Raw genomic sequence first — 19,359 nt, 5'->3', positions numbered from 1 at the left:
GACAATACATTTGGTTCTATATTCATAATCCGTAAGTCGGGCTATGATCAAAATGTAAACTTATCGGCAAAGTATGCCGTCAGCTCGGCGATTGGAAGGCGGACCTGTTCCATGCTGTCTCTTTCTCTTACGGTTACACAGTTGTCATTCACTGAATCAAAATCGTAAGTAACGCAGTACGGGGTTCCGATCTCGTCTTGTCGGCGATAACGTTTGCCTATTCCTTGGCGGTCGTCCAGCTCGCAATTTCCAATTTTGCTTAGCATCTCATACAGCGGTCTTGCCGCTTCGGTTAATTTGGCCGACAACGGTAGGACGGCTATTTTTACCGGAGCAAGTGCCGGATGGAATCGAAGCACGGTACGAATGTCTCCGCCGGCTAATGTTTCTTCGTCATAAGCCGCACACAAAAATGCCAAAGCAACTCGATCGGCCCCCAGCGAAGGTTCTACAACGTAAGGAATATATTTTTCATTTGTTTCGGGATCAAAATAGGTGAGGTCTTGGCGTGATGCTTCCATGTGTCGACCCAAATCATAGTTTGTGCGATCAGCAATTCCCCACAGTTCACCCCATCCAAACGGGAAGAGGAATTCAATATCGGTTGTCGCCTTCGAATAAAACGATAATTCTTCAGGACGGTGATCACGTAATCTAAGTTCAGTTTCAGCTATGCCCAAAGTTTTCAGCCAGTTATAGCAAAAATCTTTCCAATAATGGAACCAGTCCAAATCAGTATCCGGATTGCAAAAGAATTCCAGTTCCATCTGCTCAAATTCACGGGTGCGGAAAGTAAAATTACCGGGAGTAATTTCGTTTCGGAAGGATTTCCCCACCTGGCAAATTCCGAACGGCAATTTTTTGCGGCTCGTCCTCTGTACATTGCGGAAATTGACAAAAATACCTTGTGCCGTCTCCGGACGCAAATAGAGTTCTGATTTGTTGTCTTCTGTGACCCCTTGGAAGGTTTTGAACATCAAATTAAATTTGCGTATCTCGGTATAATCAGTTTTTCCGCAGGCAGGACATGGTATTGCTTTTTCATTTATGTAGTTCGTAAGTTGTTCGTTCGTCCAGCCGTTCACATCAACGTCCTGTCCGTTGGCGTGAGCCCACTGTTCAATAAGTTGATCGGCACGATGTCTTGATTTGCAACTTTTGCAATCAATCAGCGGATCGCTAAAACCGCCGACGTGGCCGGAAGTAACCCAAACCTGAGGATTCATCAGAATCGCACAATCTACTCCCACATTATACGGACTTTCACGAACAAACTTTTGCCACCAAGCATTTTTGACATTATTCTTCAGCTCGACCCCAAGCGGTCCGTAGTCCCACGCGTTGGCTAAGCCTCCGTATATTTCTGAGCCCGGATAGACGAAGCCGCGGTTCTTGGCTAGAGCTACTATTTTTTCCATCGTCTTTTCAGCCGGCATCTCTAGTCCTCCGTTTCATCTTCCGTAGTGTCGTTTTCAGCTCCGTCGTTTTGCCCTTTTTTGTTTTCAGGCAAATCTTCTTGTTCGTCATCAGAAAATTCTGTATCATCATGATTATTAGTTGCGGAATCGGCAGTTTCGCTATGGCGAGTGGCAGTAGCTTCGATCGGATTGTCATCTTCACCATCCATACTTTGTTCATCAGCGGCAAACACATCGGCCGTCGACATGTCATCATTTGCTTCAGCCTGCTCACGTTCATTTTGCAAAGCTGCTTCCACATCAGGACGCAGATTGATATATGGCTCGACGATATCTGGTACGGCAACTACCGTCCCGGCCGCCAATTCTTCACAAGCCATAGTTACCAAGCTGGGTGAGTCCGATTCAGCCATCGGCTGTGCTCCAGCAACTAATTGGCGGGTGCGTTTAGCTATCGCAATAGCTAATGTATATCTGTTTTCTACCCGCGGCAACAATTTTTCTAACGGTGGTTTAACTAACATGAATTGCCTCCTTGCAAAACAATACAAAATCTCAGATTAAGTCTATCATAACTAATTCATTCTAACGGTTAAGAATAATTTCTTCAATACCTTTCTGGCGTTCAGTACGGTGTTTCTCCGCTTCTATGATGTTCAAAATAAGTTGTGCTGTCGTCCGTACTTCGTGATTGACAAGAATATATTTGAATTTGCCGGCTTCAGCAATTTCATCTGTTGACTTGGCCATGCGCTTTTCCACCACTTCCGGTGATTCGGTAGCGCGGCCAACCAAGCGTCGACGTAATTCCGTCAATGATGGCGGTAATAGAAATATGCTTATTGCGTCAGGATAGTTACGAATCGTAGTCAACGACCCTGGTACAGTTACATCCATGATTACATCTATACCTGCTCGCATCTTTTCTTCGATCGGGCGTAACGGGGTCCCGTAATAATGTTCACAATAGCAGTCATGTTCCAAGATCTCCCCGTCAGCTAGCATTTGCTCGAAATTGGTTTTTGATCGAAAATAATAGGACACGCCCTCAATTTCGCCAAGGCGAGGTGCTCTGGTAGTAACCGATACTGAATGCACCAAATTGCGGCACAACTCTTTGGCCGCCGCTATTACTGTTCCTTTGCCTACGCCAGATGGCCCCGATACACAAATCAATAACCCCTGTTGTTTCAGTTCCAATTCCATAACTACTCGGATTCCTTTTGTTTGTTAAGTTCTTCGGTCAGTTCTTCTATTTCTAACGCCGACAAGACAATATGATCACTGTCCATAACAATAACGGCTTTAGTTTTTCGGCCAGCGGTGGCGTCAATCAGCGCGCCTCGGTCTTTCGCATCTTGAACCATTCGTTTAACCGGCGCCGCTTCCGGTGAAACTACAGCAATAATTCTGTCTTTACCTACCAAATTATTGAAACCGATTCTGATAAAATCCATTTTCTTTTCCTATCATTCAACCATCAGTTTATTCAATATTTTGTATCTGTTCGCGTAACTTCTCATTTATGCATTTCATGTCCACTACTACGCCGGTGACTTCTGCGTCGTTAGCTTTTGAACCAGTGGTATTAATTTCACGGTTAATTTCTTGGACAATAAAATCCAATTTTTTTCCGACTGCTTTGTCTGAATTCAAAGTGTGGCGCAGCAAATCGAAGTGGCTGGCTAAGCGGGTCATTTCTTCGCTTACATCAATTTTATCGGCATAAATAGCTGCCTCCATAGTAATCCGAGTTTCATCTATTGACCGGTCAGAAATAAGCTCTTGCAATTTTTCCTTGAGGCGGCAGTAATATGCCTCCAAAACAGCCGGCATGCGTGAGGCGATGTAACGACGCTTAGTTTCTAATTGATCGACATAGTTCAAAAGTTCACTTGTGAGCCGCTCGCCTTCAATTTGCTTAACCCTTATCAGGTTTTCTAAAGCCGCATCAGTTGCTTCATCGAGCAAACCGCCAACCATATCAAGATCAAGTTCATTTTCTTGAATTTTAAAAACACCGTCAACACGTAGCAAATCTCTTATACCGAACTCGCATGGCATAGACAAGGCATTGCTCATTAAATTAACGGCATTCACATAAGCGGCAGCCAAATTAAGGTTGGGGACTACTTCAACGGCAGTTTCACGGTTGTCAATAAATTGGACGTATACTTCTATCTTTCCGCGATCTATAGCGGCCGATATTTTCCGGCGCAAAGCAGGTTCCAGAGGCAGCAACAGACGAGGCATGCGCACATTTATATCACAGTAACGATTATTAACAGATTTAATATCAACTTGCAGGCTGCAACCGGCAGAATCAACTTTGCCAGTCCCAAATCCGGTCATACTCTTCGGCATATATACCTCCACGTGGTAAATAATTATATCACATTGCACAAGAAAATAAACAAAAAAGTGCGCTATGCGGCATAAAATGTCTTAACAAACCTCATTTTGAACATAGTTTGGTAAATTACCGCCAATTGCTTCACCCGCATGGTAAAGAGCATTTGATCCAAACAGTTTGCGCAATTTATACCATGTTTGTGTCAGGTCGGCTTTGCCTCGCATGTTACATCCAATATTATCAATTTTACCTGTGCCTGCTTGAATTTTCTTGAATGTGCTTATTCCGATAGTAACAGCTCTAACTCCGTCTCCCGGCACACCGCCTTCTTTTTGCAGCAGCTGTACATAGCTTCGTTCTAATGCAAAATAGCTGTTTAACGGCTCCAATAAATTTGCTGTATAGCGCCTTGCTTTCAGGTCAACGAATTTAACGATTATTTCTATGCTGCTGCCGCCGATTTCGCTGCGGTGCAATTGTCCGACTATATCTTTCAATAGGAATTGGATCACCCGGCGTATTTCATTTATCGAATGTAAATCTTTACGGCAAGTTATGCCGTGGCTTAAACTTAAGCTCTGTCGGCGTTCGTAGGAACTTATAACAGGTGATGTGTCAACTCCATTGGCCCATCGCCAAAGTACCGTGCCGTTTTTTCCCAACACTGCTGCACAAAAATCGTAATTCATACCTGCTAAATCCATAATTGTTTTAACGGCATATTTTGCCAGTTTCTCTCTTGTTGCTTTGCCGCAGCCGAACATGTGCGTTAAGTCAAGCGGCAGAATCTCTCTTTGCCAAGTCTCGCTGTCTATAATCTTTATTCCGTTCCTTTTGGCAAGCTTGCTTCCCATTTTGGCCAAAAACTTATTATGTGCCACCCCAATGGATACGTTTAACCCGAGTTCGGCCTTTATTGTATTTTTGATTTGGATAGCTAAATTTACAGCAGTTGCCCAGCTGTCTACCATGAATGTTACATCTATCCAGCATTCGTCAGGGCCAAACGGCTCCACTTTGTCACTATAGCGTTCATATATTTCTTTTGCCATTTTAGAGTATTTTTTGTATAGCTCGTAATGCGGTGATATTATCCTCAAGTCGCGGCATTTGGAGTTAGCTTCAGATATAGTTTCAGCTGTCTTTATACCGTATCTCATGGCTTCATCCGACTTGGCCAGAACTATTCCGTGGCGTTCGGCAACACTGCCGCATACAGCTACCGGTCGACCTCTTAAATCTGATCTATACAATAATTCAACTGATGCAAAAAAACTGTTCATATCACTGTGTAAAATCCACCTCATAAAAGCCTCCCAATTGACATTTATTCGCTTTGCGAGTAGTCTTATATGCACAAACGTTCTTGTTGATTTGAATTATAGCGCACATTCGTGCATTGTCAAGAGGAGGCTGTATGACTTTCGGAGAGAAGTTACGTGAACTGCGTCGCTTAAATCATATTACTCAAGCAGAGCTTGCCGAGGAATTGAAAATAAGTTTAAGAGCTTTGGTTTATTATGAAAATAACCATAGATTTCCGCCCCGAGATACATTAGTTGCAATCGGTAATTTTTTTCATGTAAACGTTTCTTATCTGGTAGATGATCTCTGTAGTAATGATTCCGTCTCTTATGAAGTATTACCGCCATGTGAGTTGCTTGCTCAGGTAGGGTCACTTCTGTCCGGCGGAAGTCTCAATGAAGAAGATAAAGATAAATTTATTAAAGCACTAATTGATATACAAAATGATGCCGCTGCCAGAAAGCATCAAGCAGTTTCGTCCGACGAAGGCAAATCATGAGTTTACTTTCTTATATACGACAAACCGTGCAGGACTTGGTCGAAAAATCTGGCACGCGTAATCCGTTGGAATTAGCAGAAGCCGAAAATATTTTCGTTTCATTCAAAGATTTAGGATCACTCAAAGGATTTTTCGTCAACTTGGACGGTGAGCCAAACATTGTTATCAACATCGGACTGGATGAGCATTGGCACAAAACGGTTTTGGCACATGAACTAGGGCATGCCGTTTTACACTGCAAGCAAGCAATAAACCTGCCTTACTTGGACTACAAGTTGAGCGGAAGATCCACCAAGATAGAATACGAGGCCAATTTGTTTGCCGCTGATCTGCTCATCGATGACGAATCTATTTTGTCAGAACTGGTTTTCACTACGGACATCACCAGCCTTGCCGTCATTTTACATTGCCCGGCTGAATATGTGATGCTAAAGCTCAAACTTTTACGTACGGCCGGATACACGTTTAACCTGCCATTGGACATTGACAATAATTTTTTGGGGAAGTAACGATCAGCAATTCGCGATTTTCATTGCCAAACTTGCCATGTGCAGCCTTCGTTTTTAGGAATAAATCCGTTAGGCGCGGCGTGGCAGGTTACCATAAGGATTTGTCGGTCATCCGTATGGGCAATTTTTGCCAACAGTTTATACGCGGCACACATTCTCTCCTGGTCGTAATTTACAAACGGGTCATCCGCCAATATAGGCAATTCTCGATTTGTATCTAAGAAGTCTATTACCGCCAAACGCTGGGCAAGAAATATTTGGTCGTAAGTTCCGTTACTGAAAACTTCACTCGGCTTCATTATCAGGGAATCGTCAACATCAATTTTTGTGGCAAAATTGCGAGCAATATGTACTTGATCATAACGATTGGCGGTGAGATCACGAAGATATTTTCCAGCGGCCTCGCTTAATTTAGGCGAAAATTCGTTTTCGAAATGTTCAACGGCTTGGTCAAACCAAGCTGCTGCTTTGTTGAGACGAGCAATGCTTTGTTCCTTCAGTTCGATTTCCATCGCCAAATCTTTTTGTTGCCGCTTTAATTCTTCCATTTCGGCCAATTCGCTTTGGTAGTTTCGGAACTCAATCAATCGGCCTTCTGCCTCCTGCTGCATTTCTTTTATTTCTTGCCTTAAGCTGTCTTGTGCAATTTGCTCCATTTCTATATTTTTATTTAGATATTCAGATTGATGTATATCGTCAGATTTAAGAAAGCCCAACTCAAAATCAGCCTTAGCGGAATCATGGTCGGAAATTTCTTCCAATGTTTTTGTTTGAACAGCATCAATCTCTGATATTCGGTCAGCCAAATTTTCTCGTATTTTGCTGATATTGGGCAAAAAGTTTACCAGATCTACTTTAGCCAAAACTGTGCCATTCAAAGAGGCACTTAGATTATTCGCAGTTACTATATCCGTCAGTCTCTTCATAACTTGTTTCGCCAACTGTTCGTAGCTTTGCAGTCGATTCAGCAGATCGGTTAGGTATCGTATAACTTTTTCCAAGCTATATTGTATCGTGGCACTAGGCGCAGAATTATAAAATACGGTATCGACTGCTGAAGGATCCGATTTCAAGAGTCCAGATACAGCCTCGTTTGCAGCAACAGTATCCGGGTTCGCATCCAAGTTCGCATCCGGTTTAGGATCCGTTTTACTATCTGATTCAGCATCCGAGTTCGCATCCGGGTTCGCATCCGGCTTAGTATCCGGTTTCAGAAACGGCCCTGGTTCAGCCATTATAAATTGAGGATATTTTTCCCTTACTTGTACGAGCAATCCGGTTGCCGATTCAGCTACATCATTGTAATCAGCATCGGCTGTAGCAACGTCTGTCCGCATAATTTCCACGGCCTGTTTCTGTTGCATAAAATCGATCTGCCAAGCCTTTACATCGGCATCTTTGATATGGAAAAAGTCACAAAAGTTTTTTCCCCATACATCTATTTCCTGCATTTGCCTACGCAAAGCATCAATTTTTTCGCTCAGGCTATTAATCGAAGGCGAAAGTTTATAGTTTGACTCAGCAGTGGCTATTTGGACAGCCAGATCTTCGCCAAGTTCCTCGGCAGAATTTTTTTCAGCTTTCAAGGCACTTAGCACGGCCTTTTTTTCGCCGGCCATATTGATTTTTGTGGTAATATCTGCCGATCTGACTTTAATCTCCTGCTGGAGTTTAATCTGCTTACCGCGCAAGTCTTCTGCTTCAGCCTTCAAATAGTTTAAGCCGGATATTGAATCCGGATCGCTTATCGGTTTCGGCTCGGCAGGAGGGAAAATGCTACGGTGGATGAGAAGGCCCAGCCCAATTATCAAAGTCATGATCGCGGTAACGTAACCGGCCTGTTTAGCTACGGCATTTTGGAATAGCAATGTCGTAAGTAAAGTTAGAATAACTGCAATGGCAGAAAAGGCGAAGCCGGCAGACGATAAAAGTTTCAAACGGAAATTATAGCGTTGCAGGCGCAATTTTTGATCGTGCGTTCGTATACGCTGTTTCTCATCCAAGCGCGCTTCTTCGGCCACATACTTTTTTTCAGCAACTTCCACTTGGTGAGCGGCATTGGCGGCCAAGGCTTGGTATTGCAGCAATTCACTTTTGGTCGTTTCTATTTGGTCATATATGCGTTGCAAGTCAGTCTGAGTTGACTTTATTTCTTCTGCTTTGGTCAAGCTGCGGCGACGTAATTCAACTTGCCTTGTTTTTAAGTCAAGCAATTCACTAGTTTTCGCGGCAGAAGCTGCCAGTTTTTGATATTCATTCTGTTGCTCTGTATATTCATCCCAGGGCCATTTGCCAGCCTTATTCGGCTTAATCGCCCTTGCAGCCAATTGAGTTTCGGCTATATTTAATTTATTTCGCAAATCACTGAGACGTTGAGCAGCTTTTTTCAAGCTCCAAGCCTGCTCCTGTACTTTTTTCAACAGTTTTGGCAGTTCAGTTTTATAAAGCTGGTGGTTTGCCCCATCAATCCCGTTTTTTGCCAAATCCAAGCAACGATTTTCCCATGTTACCCTAAGTTCAGTGCATTCACTTAAATCTCTTTGGAGAGTAGACTTTTTCTGGGTTAAGGTTTGTAATTCGAGATATTTTTCACATTTTTTTTGCGAAGCCAGCAATTTCTGTTGCTTGGTCTCAACGGCGTCAATCACAGCTCGGTATTTTGCCTCACTTGCAGCTAAATCGGCTCTGCAAGCATTTTCTCGCTGCAAAACTGCGGCATTCGCCTCCGCTTCATTTTGCAGAACTTCTAATGAGCGGGTATTTTTGCCGCGGGTAGCCTGTTTTATCGCTTCACGTATATTATTTTTTATAGTTTGAGTGTCGAATTCTCTAGTCGGTTTTCCTAAAATTGCCAATAATCGGTAATACACCGCATTATCGCGATCTTGAAAATAGCGTTCTGCCGGAGCTTGCCCAATGTATGTTGTCGCATTAAACTCATCCGGTGTAAATCCTAGCAAGACTTCACCGACTTGTTTTTGACTTTTGGTTATGCGGAGTATTTCCTCTCCCGTATTTTCGTTAAAAAGTCTTATCTTGTCATCGCTTTTTCGTTCTCCGAAGATTCTTTCCAAACGCATCAATTTTTCGCGGTGTTCAAAGATTATGTATCCTCCCCAAGTTCCGCCGATCCACGGCCGGTATCGTTCACGTGAATTGCTGATATCACGGTTTTTTTTATCACCCAACCCATAAAAAATCGCACGAATAAATGCTAATAACGTTGACTTGCCACGTTCATTGGAAGCATAAAGAACCTGCATACCTGGATGTAAATCTATTGTTGTGTCCACAAGCTTGCCAAAGCCGTAAACATGAATTTGTCGAAACTTCATATGCGCCTCATTATGTAAAATTTAACATTTCGGATGTCAGGCCTTTGTTTCGTGCATAATTTGCAACAAGACCTGTAACGCCGCCTGCAACTCATGTTTTTGATGCGGATCGGTGCAAATGCTTATTTCCTGCCAAGCAGCAGCCGCCACTAAGCCGCGCAACGAAAACTCCTTTTTCAGCTCAATCAGATCAATCTTAGCCTCAGTCTCGTCATACACGGTTAAATCGTAAAAATTTTGCTGTAGTTCCGCCACCAACATAGCCCAAGTCCAGCTTAGCTCCGAGGGTAGCTCACCGCTTAAGTGCAGCCGATAAAAATTGTCGGCCGGCTTTGCATCATCGCGTCGTATAGCTTCCATCACGGTGTTGACATTGGCTTGCAGTGATGTCGACCAGTTCACCATCAAACTAGAATCATAAAATTCATGCTCAGCCAAGGCATGGAATTCAATGGTCGGTTTTTCCTCGTAAGGCAAGGTTACAACGTCAGCTCCGCGCGGTCCTTGTTCATCAAAACCTGTGCCGTAAAGGCAGCCGGAATAGGCAGCAAGCGCGCAAGTCGACAATTCCAGTATCCGTGGTTTATGAATGTGTCCCAGTGCCAAGTAAGATAACTTGGTTGCTGCCAATTGTGTTTCAGTAAGCGGATTATAATAAGACCGGCCTCCAGGAACCACTACTTCCCCATGCAGCATTCCTACGGATGTTCGAGTGACCAGCTCAGGATGAGCAAGTTCGTCGCACCAATCTACATACGTACCGGAAGGGAGCATGGTGTCGCTTTGCCGTTCGGAAGTAAAGCTCCGCCCCCAAACCGTTAAATTCAAGGCCGGAAGATCAAGTGCCGTCCATTCACCCGGAAAAATGAAAACATTTTCCGGCCATTTCAGGCGTCGATAAGGGGAAAGATCCGTAAGTGGATCATGATTGCCGGCTACTATCAACACAGGGTAAGGCAAATCAGCGAATGAATCGCTTATATATCTAAGTTCAGCTGGCGTTAAACGGCCGATTTCCAAGATGTCGCCGACAAGAAGCAGCAGATCAGCCTGCTGTTCAACCACTAGATTAAGCAAATTTTTAAAAACGCGGAAGCCGGATTGACGTTGTTCGTTATAAACGCTGACTGTTCTTATGCCGTAATTCGAGGTAGCAGAAGAAGCCGTCAGTTTACCACCACGTCCTCGGCCTAAGTGCAGATCCGCCGCATGTACCAAACGTATCGGTTCGCTCGGTTTTCTTTGATGTGTTGCTAAGTCATATTTAACGTATTTCATTGTTTCAGCTTACCATATTTCACCGATTTTTAGCTAATAATTTTATATTTCGGATACAAAACAGGCCGAGGAATAACTTCCGCGGCCTGCTCATATATACCCGGTTACCCGGCAATCTGTTGCCAGATTTCATACTACTTCTTGATAGATTATTTCTTGTGCGCGTCCATGTATTTGATCAAATCAACAACGCGGTTTGAATAACCCCACTCATTGTCATACCAAGAAACGATCTTGAAGAAACGCTTTTCACCTTTGAGGTTGTTTTGCAGGGTAGCTAATGAGTCATAAATAGAGCTGTTAATGTTGTGAATGATATCGGTAGATACCAAGTTCTCTTCAGTTACTGCCAAAACGCCCTTCATGTAAGTTGCAGCAGCTTCTTTCATCAGCTTGTCAATTTCTTCGATGCTGGTATCGCGCTCAGAACGGAAGGTGAGATCAACTACTGAACCGGTGGGAGTAGGCACACGGAAGCTCATGCCGGTCAACTTACCCTTGGTGGTAGGAAGAACCTCGCCAACGGCCTTGGCAGCACCGGTGGTTGACGGAATAATATTGATAGCGGCAGCACGGCCACCACGCCAGTCTTTTTTGGACGGGCCATCAACTACCTTTTGAGTAGCAGTGTAGGAATGGATGGTTGTCATCAAACCGGTTTCAATACCAATACCTGATTTTAACAGGACGTGTACCAGCGGAGCCAAGCAGTTGGTTGTGCAAGAGGCGTTGGAAACTACATCGTGTTCAGCAGGATTGTACTCTTCGTGGTTAACACCCATAACCAATGTCTTTACGCCACCCTTACCAGGAGCGGAAATAATTACTTTCTTAGCACCTGCTTCCAAATGTTTGGCAGCATCTTCCTTTTTTGTAAACAAACCGGTGGACTCGATAACATAATCTACGCCCAATTTGCCCCAGGGCAAATCCGCCGGATTACGTTGAGCTAAAATGCACTTGGTTTCATGGCCGTTAACAACAATGATGTCGTCACTTTCCAGCTCAGGTGAGCTCTTCTTTGTAGAAATCGCATGGCGGAAATGGCCTTGAACTGAGTCGTACTTGATTTGATAAGCAAAGTAATCCGCATCAGTGGAAACATCGGCAACCGCAACCACTTCAATTTCTCCCAGCAAATCACGATCACAAATCGCGCTGTAAACCATACGACCAATACGTCCAAAACCGTTAATACCAACTTTAATAGCCATATACTTGCCTCCTTAAAAATTACAATATCTGCCCTGTGTTAAGCAATATTTATGTCTATATAATAGTATACTTATCCGGGCAATTCAATAAACTTACCATCGCCAGCCTCAATTTAGGCAAAGCGACAATTTTTTTCTGGCCGTAATCTAAAAAACGCAGCACTTTGACAATGGCAAGCCCGCTAATCTTTTGGCATAAAAAATGTACCGCCCTCCCCAAGTTTTTAAATTAACTTGGGGAGAAACGATACAAAATTCACACCACTAAACGAAATTAGGTAATTCGCCAAGTTTTGTACTCGGCCTCATTAGTCTTATTTGTGCTTACGAATTTCAGCTTTCATGAAGTCCACCGAATAGCCTCGCAATGTTCCTCGGTAAAGAGTTCCGTTAGCACTGATTTGAGTGCGGGTCAGATAACCAGCATAGTAAACACCATCCACTACTTGTTCATAATACTGATGCGGACATCTGTTCACCGGGTCAACAAAGGAGAATTCGCCACTCTTGTGGTCAACCGGCTTACCCTCGAGAACCTGTATTTCCAGTTCCTCAAACTTATCGTTTATCTCGCTGAGGCGGATGCCTTGCGGGTCAACTTTTTTTGCATATGCTTTGGGGAGACCGAACGCCGCCGCAACCGTAGCCTTTGCCGCGTCACGATCCAATGGTTTTGGCAAAGCTGCTGATTCGCTACCAGACTTCACCACAGTTTCGCCATTTTCAACAGCTGACGAAACGGCCGGAGTTGAAGTTTTCAGTGGCTGAACAGCCCACACAATGCCAGCAACGGTTACAAATACAATCAGAGTTGAAAGTAAAGTCGTAATTATTTTTTTCATTTGTTGTCCTTTCACTTCTCTTCCTTAGGATCAGCCATAACACTACCTTTGCGATAACCGTCCAGATAACCACTGTACAGCGTTCCGTTATATCCAACTTCTCTCATCTCTAAGTATCCCGAATAGTACACATCGCCGATAACTTCACTATAAAAGTAACGTTGAGCCTTTCCACCCGGAACAACAACATTAAAATATCGTGTATCTACATATTCTGGGCCCGATCGAACCATTTCGACCAACTTAAGATCAGTTACCTTATTATTTGCTTCAGACAAATCGTAAGCTGAGACTGATCCGGCTATAGTTAAGGAGCACATAGCTAATGCTAAACCTATCCTAAAAAATTTTTTCATACTCTACCTCCAATCAATTACTTCTTCTGTCGATAAACTTCCTGAAGAACATTTTCAACCTTATAACCCCTCAGCTCTCCTCTATATAGAGCACCATTTCCGGCAATTTCAACTAACTTTAGTTCACCGGAATAATACACTCCGTCAATTACTTGTTCATAGTAATAAAGCGCATCAGTGGAACTCTTATCGACAAAGAAGAACATCCCTGAATAGGTGTCAATAGATTCGCCTTGTTTTGCCAGCGCATCTAAATTCTTTACTGCAGCTCTTACTTCTTCACGAGTAACCGCCTGATCATCGGCTGTCCGGTCGCCAGAAGCAAGAGGGAAGCTGTGCAATATTGATGTTTCTACCATCTGTTTGGTAAGCGGCTTAGGCTGTGTCCAGTATTCGGGTGGAATTGACAGGTCAACTGCAAAAATCAACCCATTGGCCAAAAGCATCAGTGCCGCAACCGTCGAAATAACCTTCGTAAAAAATTTCATACTCTTACCTCCTTTAAACAGTAATGTTACCTATGTCTGCAATACTCACTTAAGTGATAAAAATAATTTTAAATCTTTATTCAAATGTTCGCAACCAATCATTTTAAATAAAATCATTTTTTACCTACTAATAATATCCTATACTAAACGGCGACAAATATTTTTCTCTATAAATAAGGCCTACTATGTATTTGCCAAATAACATACAGTTTGGGCAGCAAACAAATAATTCATCTTTTCATACGGGAAACAGCAATTGATCGAGCGACCAGTAACTAATGAGCGACTAAAACCTGGGAATAAAACAAAGACTGCAATATACATTGCAGTCTTTGGTGCCCAGAGTCGGAATCGAACCAACGACACGAGGATTTTCAGTCCTCTGCTCTACCGACTGAGCTATCTGGGCAAAAATTGACTGACCCTGACGGATCAGTCATTGGCGACGCAGAAGGGGCTCGAACCCTCGACCTCCAGCGTGACAGGCTGGCATTCTAACCAACTGAACTACTGCGCCATTCTTGGTGGGAGTTACAGGGCTCGAACCTGTGACCCCTTGCTTGTAAGGCAAGTGCTCTCCCAGCTGAGCTAAACTCCCTAATCGTTAAGCGACAAAAGTAATTATAGCAATGGTTCTTTGCCTTGTCAATACCTTTATTGCATTTTCCGCGGATGATCACCACGTCGCTCGGAGTGGCCAGAGCAATAAAATGGCCTAAAAAAGGTAATGCCCATACATGTGGCATTACCTTTTTTGAACTTGGCGAATATATCGGCCTTTATTATATATCTACGGGTTGCAACATACGGCAACTTCGTAGGCTGTGATCTCATCAAAAGTGAACAGCGGCTCTACTTCAGTCACAAATTCATAATACGGGCGGCAATATAACGGACGTGATAACGCCAGACGGTAAGCTTCCTGAGCCGGCAAGTACTGCGGTGCGCAAGAAAGGAAACGGTATCCATTAATCGCCGGATAGTATTCTACCCAGTGTATATTCCCGTCAAGATCAAGGTAGTAGGCATACAGCGACTCCGTTTTATTTAAAGTAGGCTGGATCACTCTCAAGTCAAAATAGGCTGCCGTATCGGGGACATCATCTTTACCGACCGTATTTTTCTTGACTTTCACTTGGGCTTCGGCCGCCGCAGCAACATTACGGTCCTCGTGGCATTCACCTTTTTGAGCAACATAAACGACAGTACCGCTTAAAATCCGGCTAATCATATTTTGGTACTCAGCAGAGGCAAATTTTTCATTCAGTTCATAAATTTTCTTAGCAATTTCATTAAGCTCTGACCCTACTTTGATGCCAAGGGTGACCAAATCACCGCCAAAGTCGGCGTTTAAATCGGATTTAGCAAGGCTATGGTTTCTTTCCAACAGATCCATCATCTCATACGCGTCTTTGTTCAAAACGATTCCGGCATCTGTGCTATAAGTTGAACCCGGCACATACTCTCCGGCAGAATTTCGATCTGCCGTTTTAAAAGTGTAACTTTCGATTTTGACGACATTGGCATCAGCATAGGTTACTTCTTCTGGCTCGAAATACCATGCAAAGGCGGTTCCACCGGTCGTTCCTGCCATTAGCAGGATTGCTAATAATGCGCAAATTGTTTTTTTCATCTTGCCCTCCTTTTCCGGTCATAGTGACATGCATTTCGCTCATAATTTCTCGATACGAACATTTCGGCGTTTGTTTTTAAGGCTACCATATAGCCTTGGCCTAATCTTAGCACAATATAACGGGGCAAGCAATTACTTCAAATATTAATCTACATAGCCTTGCGGATTACGTTTTTGCCATCGCCAAGCATCTCTACACATGGCTGCTAGATCATATTTGGCCTGCCAGCCCCACAAACTTTTGGCTTTGCTAACATCCGCCCAGCAAGCAGCAACATCTCCGGCGCGGCGCGGCCCGATCTTTACCGGAAATTCCAGCTTATTCACCTTGCAAAAGGTATCAACTATTTCTTTAACGCTGTATGGCACACCGGTTCCGATATTCACGTAGTCTATACCTTTAGTTTGACCGACATATCGCACGGCCAAAGCATGTGCCTCCGCCAAGTCCATAATATGAATAAAGTCGCGCATACAGGTTCCGTCTTTGGTCGGATAATCATCACCGTAAATCACCAATTCCGGTAATTTTCCGATTGCCACTTGGGTTATATATGGCATGAGATTGTTCGGAATTCCGAATGGATCTTCGCCAAGTTTGCCCGAAGGATGGGCGCCGACCGGATTAAAGTAACGCAAAGCAATGATTCGTAAATTAGGATCGGCAATGGCCGCATCCTGTAAAATCTGCTCTAGCATTGACTTTGTCCAACCGTACGGATTGGTACAATTGCCGCGTTGCATCGTTTCCGTCAAAGGCATTTTATAATCTTGGCCGTAAACCGTTGCCGATGATGAAAAAATAAACTGTTCAACATGATATTCAGCCATTACATTCAGCAAGCTCAACACCGCTAGGATATTGTTTTTATAGTATAACAAAGGCTTTTTTACCGATTCATTTACTGATTTATAGCCAGCAAAATTGATCACGCAATCAGGCTTATCTTCTCGCATCACTGTGCGCAGAAAAGATTCGTCAGTAACATCGCCACGGCAGAAGTTCGGCTTTTGTCCGCTGACCGCTTCAATGCGTTCGATCACCTGCGGTGAACTGTTGCTAAAATTGTCCACTATTGTTACTTTATGGCCTTGCTCCATTAAATTAAGCGCGGTATGACTTCCTATATAACCGGCTCCCCCGGCTAACAAAATTTTCATCTTTTTTCCCTTAAATCCCAAATTCTAAAATTTAAACTACGGTTTCATATATTAAAAAGTTTTTTCGCATTGGCGGTGGTCGTCGCTGCAATCTGTTCCAGGGGACATTGCCTGATTTCTGCAACTTTCGCTCCGATTAACGGTATGTACGAAGGTTCATTCCTATGCCCACGATACGGAACCGGCGTTAAATATGGGCAATCTGTTTCCAAAAGCAAACGGTCGGACGGCACTGCAGCCACAACCGCCAGAGGTACTTTGGCATTTTTAAATGTAAGCGGGCCGTCTATGCCTAAGTAAAATCCCAACGCCAAAAATTTTTCAGCCATTTCAACACTACCGGAGTAGCAATGCAATACGCCGGGGATATCGCGTAAATATCCATCAACTTTGGCTTGACAAAGAAGTTCGTAGGTGTCGGCATGTGCCTCTCGGTCATGAATAACTACCGGCAAATCGAATTCGTAGGCCAGCCGAAGCTGAGCCGCAAAAGCCCTGCGCTGGCATTCCCGCGGCGAATTATCATAGTAGTAATCCAAGCCGATTTCACCAACCGCGACAATTCTCAATGCCACCGCATTTTTCAGCCAAGCACGCATCTGTTCTCGTGCGGAGTCGTTCCAGGTGGACGCATCATGAGGGTGGATACCGACAGCGGCATATTGCCGCAAATTTTCAGCTAACTCGATCGCTCTCAAGCTTGAAGGGAGATCATAACCGATTATATTCATGGTATTTACGCCGGCGAGTTTAGCCCGTGCGCAAGCCGTAGAAGCATCGTCCGCAAAGGCTTCGTCATTTAAGTGAGTGTGGGTATCGTACCATTCAACCGGATTCCGCCGGTTCAGGTCATCTGGTGCCGATTCGCCTAACCCTTTCTGTTCCGACGTCTGCATCAGCAGCATCAGCCTACCTCACTGCCGGCCGGTACATCACCGTCAACCGTGATCAAGCGGCAACCTCCATCGCCGGAGTCAGCGGCCAGAAGCATTCCGGCCGAAAGCACCCCGCGCAGCTTACGCGGTTTCAGATTGGTTACCACGACAACCTGCTTGCCGACCAATTCTTCCGGCTTGTAGTAAGCAGCAATACCGGAAACGATGGTTCTTTCTTCATCGCCCAAATCTATGGTTTCTTTCAGTAGTTTGTCCGCGCCAGCGACCCGCTCGCAGTTAATTACTTTGCCTACGCGTAATTTCACTTTGGTAAAATCGGCAAATTCAATCATCTGTACCCCAAGATGTTCAGTTTCCTTGAGATGAGTGGCCGACTTCTCATCTGTATCAGCAACGGTGTTTGCAACGGAATCAGTGGCTGTCGCTGAAGAATCGGTGGAGACGGTCTTTGCTTCAGCATCGGGAAGTAATGAATTTAGGTACTCAATTTCTGCATTTAAATCCAACCGCGGGAACAGCGGTTCGCAGGTAGAGAGCGGTTGCTCGGTCGCAAACAAGTCAAACCTATTCAGGCTCGAAAAAGCCTTTTGCGCCTCTGTCAAGTGCAAAGCTGCCTGCATTTTTTCAGCGGTCTCCGGCATAAATGGAGCAATATATATACTGACCAATCGCAGAACTTCACCTAAATTGCACAAAACCGCTGCCAGGCGTTCCTGCTTAGTCGGATCTTTAGCCAGCAGCCAAGGCATAGTCACATCTATGTATTTGTTAGCCTGCCCAATCAGACGCCAAACTTCCCCGAGTGCCAAACTGAATTGCATTTTATCCATATATGACACATAGCTTGCCGCAACTTCAGATGCCGTTTCTCGCAGTCGCTCATCTTCACTGTTAATGGAAGGTGTCGCCGGCGGCAGCTTACCAGCAAAATATTTGCAAATCATGGCTATCGTACGGCTCATCAAATTGCCCAAATCATTGGCCAAGTCGGAATTGATCCGAGTTATCAAGGCCTCATTAGAATATGAGCCGTCAGCTCCGAAGGGGACTTCTCGCAGCAGGAAATAGCGAATCGCATCAACCGTATAACGATTGCACAAAACCACGGGATCGACAATGTTTCCTTTGGATTTGGACATTTTACCTTCTTTAAACAAAATCCAGCCATGGCCGTATACTTGCTTGGGCAACGGCAAGTCCAGTGCCATCAACAAAGCCGGCCAAATTATTGTATGGAAACGCACAATTTCCTTACCAACCAAATGGACATCCGCCGGCCAAAATTTTTCAAACTTTGCGGTGTTTTCAGGATAGCCAAGTGCCGTTATGTAGTTGGAGAGAGCATCGATCCAAACATATACCACATGCTTAGGGTCAAAAGGAACTTTAATTCCCCAATCAAATGAAGTGCGCGAAATGGCCAAATCTTGCAAGCCGGGGCGCAGAAAATTGTTCAACATCTCATTGGCACGGCTTTCGGGTTGAACAAATTCAGGATGTTCTTCAAACAGTTTAATCAAGCGATCGTTGTATTTGGAAAGGCGGAAAAAATAGCTTTCTTCTTTTGTTTTGTGGACGGGACGACCGCAATCCGGGCAGCATCCATCTTTTAGCTGTGATTCGGTCCAAAAAGCTTCGCATGGGGTGCAATACCATCCTTCATACTCTGATTTGTAAATATCCCCTCGATCGTATAGTTTTTGAACAATGTATTTTACGCCGGCCATATGTTCGGCATCCGTTGTGCGAATAAATTTGTCGTACGAAATATTAAACAATTTCCATAGATCTTTGATGCCACTCACCAGTTCATCAACAAAGGCCTGAGGTGTTTTGCCGGCCGCTTCGGCTCGTTCTTGAATTTTTTCGCCGTGTTCGTCAGTTCCGGTCAAAAAAAACACATCATTGCCAGCCATACGTTTATATCTGGCCATCGCATCGGCCGCTACAGTCGAATAGCTGTGTCCGATATGTAAATTGCCGCTGGTATAGTAAATCGGGGTACTTATATAAAATTTTTTGCTCATTGCTTGCCTGCTTTCTGCAAATGCTTTTTATTTGCTGCGTAATAC

General features: G+C 44.1%; 18 protein-coding genes and 3 tRNA genes. 2 read left to right on the top strand and 19 right to left on the bottom strand.

The window, feature by feature from the left end; translation table 11 throughout:
• Positions 1-47: 47 nt before the first annotated feature.
• The 6 genes from HMPREF0868_RS01190 to HMPREF0868_RS01165 all read right to left on the bottom strand — a co-directional run bounded on the left by HMPREF0868_RS01190 (position 48) and on the right by HMPREF0868_RS01165 (position 5,078).
• The gene (locus HMPREF0868_RS01190) at positions 48-1,436 is read right to left on the bottom strand and encodes a glycine--tRNA ligase (RefSeq protein WP_012992884.1); all 1,389 of its coding nucleotides are present in this window, start codon (positions 1,434-1,436) and stop codon (positions 48-50) included.
• Positions 1,437-1,438: 2 nt separating this feature from the next.
• Complete coding sequence (gene rpoZ / locus HMPREF0868_RS01185) at positions 1,439-1,942, bottom strand: DNA-directed RNA polymerase subunit omega (protein WP_012992883.1); 504 nt, start codon at positions 1,940-1,942, stop codon at positions 1,439-1,441.
• A gap of 61 nt (positions 1,943-2,003) precedes the next feature.
• Positions 2,004-2,624, bottom strand: coding sequence for a guanylate kinase (gene gmk / locus HMPREF0868_RS01180; protein WP_012992882.1), 621 nt, complete (start codon positions 2,622-2,624; stop codon positions 2,004-2,006).
• 2 nt (positions 2,625-2,626) lie between these two features.
• The gene (locus tag HMPREF0868_RS01175) at positions 2,627-2,875 is read right to left on the bottom strand and encodes a DUF370 domain-containing protein (protein ID WP_012992881.1); all 249 of its coding nucleotides are present in this window, start codon (positions 2,873-2,875) and stop codon (positions 2,627-2,629) included.
• Positions 2,876-2,903: 28 nt separating this feature from the next.
• On the bottom strand, positions 2,904-3,782 hold the full coding sequence (locus HMPREF0868_RS01170) for a YicC/YloC family endoribonuclease (protein WP_012992880.1): 879 nt from the start codon (positions 3,780-3,782) through the stop codon (positions 2,904-2,906).
• 81 nt (positions 3,783-3,863) lie between these two features.
• Complete coding sequence (locus HMPREF0868_RS01165; RefSeq protein ID WP_012992879.1) at positions 3,864-5,078, bottom strand: DNA polymerase Y family protein; 1,215 nt, start codon at positions 5,076-5,078, stop codon at positions 3,864-3,866.
• A gap of 110 nt (positions 5,079-5,188) precedes the next feature.
• Between HMPREF0868_RS01165 and HMPREF0868_RS07755 the strand changes: the two genes are divergently transcribed.
• Together HMPREF0868_RS07755 and HMPREF0868_RS01155 are read left to right on the top strand one after the other, a co-directional pair.
• A complete protein-coding gene (locus tag HMPREF0868_RS07755; protein WP_012992878.1) occupies positions 5,189-5,575 on the top strand; it encodes a helix-turn-helix domain-containing protein in 387 nt (128 codons plus the stop codon).
• A complete protein-coding gene (locus tag HMPREF0868_RS01155) occupies positions 5,572-6,084 on the top strand; it encodes an ImmA/IrrE family metallo-endopeptidase (RefSeq protein ID WP_012992877.1) in 513 nt (170 codons plus the stop codon). The genes HMPREF0868_RS07755 and HMPREF0868_RS01155 overlap by 4 nt, the downstream gene beginning before the upstream one ends.
• A gap of 20 nt (positions 6,085-6,104) precedes the next feature.
• Here HMPREF0868_RS01155 and HMPREF0868_RS01150 read toward each other — a convergent pair whose 3' ends face one another.
• The 13 genes from HMPREF0868_RS01150 to metG all read right to left on the bottom strand — a co-directional run bounded on the left by HMPREF0868_RS01150 (position 6,105) and on the right by metG (position 19,314).
• The gene (locus HMPREF0868_RS01150) at positions 6,105-9,419 is read right to left on the bottom strand and encodes an AAA family ATPase (protein WP_012992876.1); all 3,315 of its coding nucleotides are present in this window, start codon (positions 9,417-9,419) and stop codon (positions 6,105-6,107) included.
• Between the two features lie 36 nt (positions 9,420-9,455).
• A complete protein-coding gene (locus tag HMPREF0868_RS01145; RefSeq protein WP_012992875.1) occupies positions 9,456-10,697 on the bottom strand; it encodes a metallophosphoesterase family protein in 1,242 nt (413 codons plus the stop codon).
• Between the two features lie 149 nt (positions 10,698-10,846).
• Positions 10,847-11,911, bottom strand: coding sequence for a type I glyceraldehyde-3-phosphate dehydrogenase (gap, locus tag HMPREF0868_RS01140; RefSeq protein WP_012992873.1), 1,065 nt, complete (start codon positions 11,909-11,911; stop codon positions 10,847-10,849).
• Between the two features lie 314 nt (positions 11,912-12,225).
• Complete coding sequence (locus HMPREF0868_RS01135; protein ID WP_157667959.1) at positions 12,226-12,753, bottom strand: hypothetical protein; 528 nt, start codon at positions 12,751-12,753, stop codon at positions 12,226-12,228.
• Between the two features lie 11 nt (positions 12,754-12,764).
• On the bottom strand, positions 12,765-13,109 hold the full coding sequence (locus tag HMPREF0868_RS01130; protein ID WP_012992870.1) for a hypothetical protein: 345 nt from the start codon (positions 13,107-13,109) through the stop codon (positions 12,765-12,767).
• Between the two features lie 17 nt (positions 13,110-13,126).
• The gene (locus tag HMPREF0868_RS01125; RefSeq protein ID WP_012992869.1) at positions 13,127-13,597 is read right to left on the bottom strand and encodes a hypothetical protein; all 471 of its coding nucleotides are present in this window, start codon (positions 13,595-13,597) and stop codon (positions 13,127-13,129) included.
• A 333-nt stretch (positions 13,598-13,930) separates the two neighbouring features.
• Positions 13,931-14,006 (bottom strand) — tRNA-Phe (locus HMPREF0868_RS01120).
• A 31-nt stretch (positions 14,007-14,037) separates the two neighbouring features.
• Positions 14,038-14,114 (bottom strand) — tRNA-Asp (locus HMPREF0868_RS01115).
• Between the two features lie 5 nt (positions 14,115-14,119).
• Positions 14,120-14,195, bottom strand: a tRNA-Val gene (locus tag HMPREF0868_RS01110).
• A 192-nt stretch (positions 14,196-14,387) separates the two neighbouring features.
• On the bottom strand, positions 14,388-15,230 hold the full coding sequence (locus tag HMPREF0868_RS01105) for a hypothetical protein (protein ID WP_012992867.1): 843 nt from the start codon (positions 15,228-15,230) through the stop codon (positions 14,388-14,390).
• A gap of 144 nt (positions 15,231-15,374) precedes the next feature.
• The gene (galE, locus tag HMPREF0868_RS01100; RefSeq protein ID WP_012992866.1) at positions 15,375-16,391 is read right to left on the bottom strand and encodes a UDP-glucose 4-epimerase GalE; all 1,017 of its coding nucleotides are present in this window, start codon (positions 16,389-16,391) and stop codon (positions 15,375-15,377) included.
• 44 nt (positions 16,392-16,435) lie between these two features.
• Positions 16,436-17,296, bottom strand: coding sequence for a TatD family hydrolase (locus HMPREF0868_RS01095; protein WP_012992865.1), 861 nt, complete (start codon positions 17,294-17,296; stop codon positions 16,436-16,438).
• On the bottom strand, positions 17,296-19,314 hold the full coding sequence (metG, locus tag HMPREF0868_RS01090) for a methionine--tRNA ligase (RefSeq protein WP_012992864.1): 2,019 nt from the start codon (positions 19,312-19,314) through the stop codon (positions 17,296-17,298). The genes HMPREF0868_RS01095 and metG overlap by 1 nt, the downstream gene beginning before the upstream one ends.
• Positions 19,315-19,359: the final 45 nt, after the last annotated feature.

The organism is Mageeibacillus indolicus UPII9-5 (genome assembly GCF_000025225.2).
GTDB classification, from domain to species: domain Bacteria; phylum Bacillota; class Clostridia; order Saccharofermentanales; family Fastidiosipilaceae; genus Mageeibacillus; species Mageeibacillus indolicus.
The sequence above is the reverse complement of the archived record's forward strand: the minus strand, read 5'-3'. Positions and strand labels throughout refer to the sequence as shown.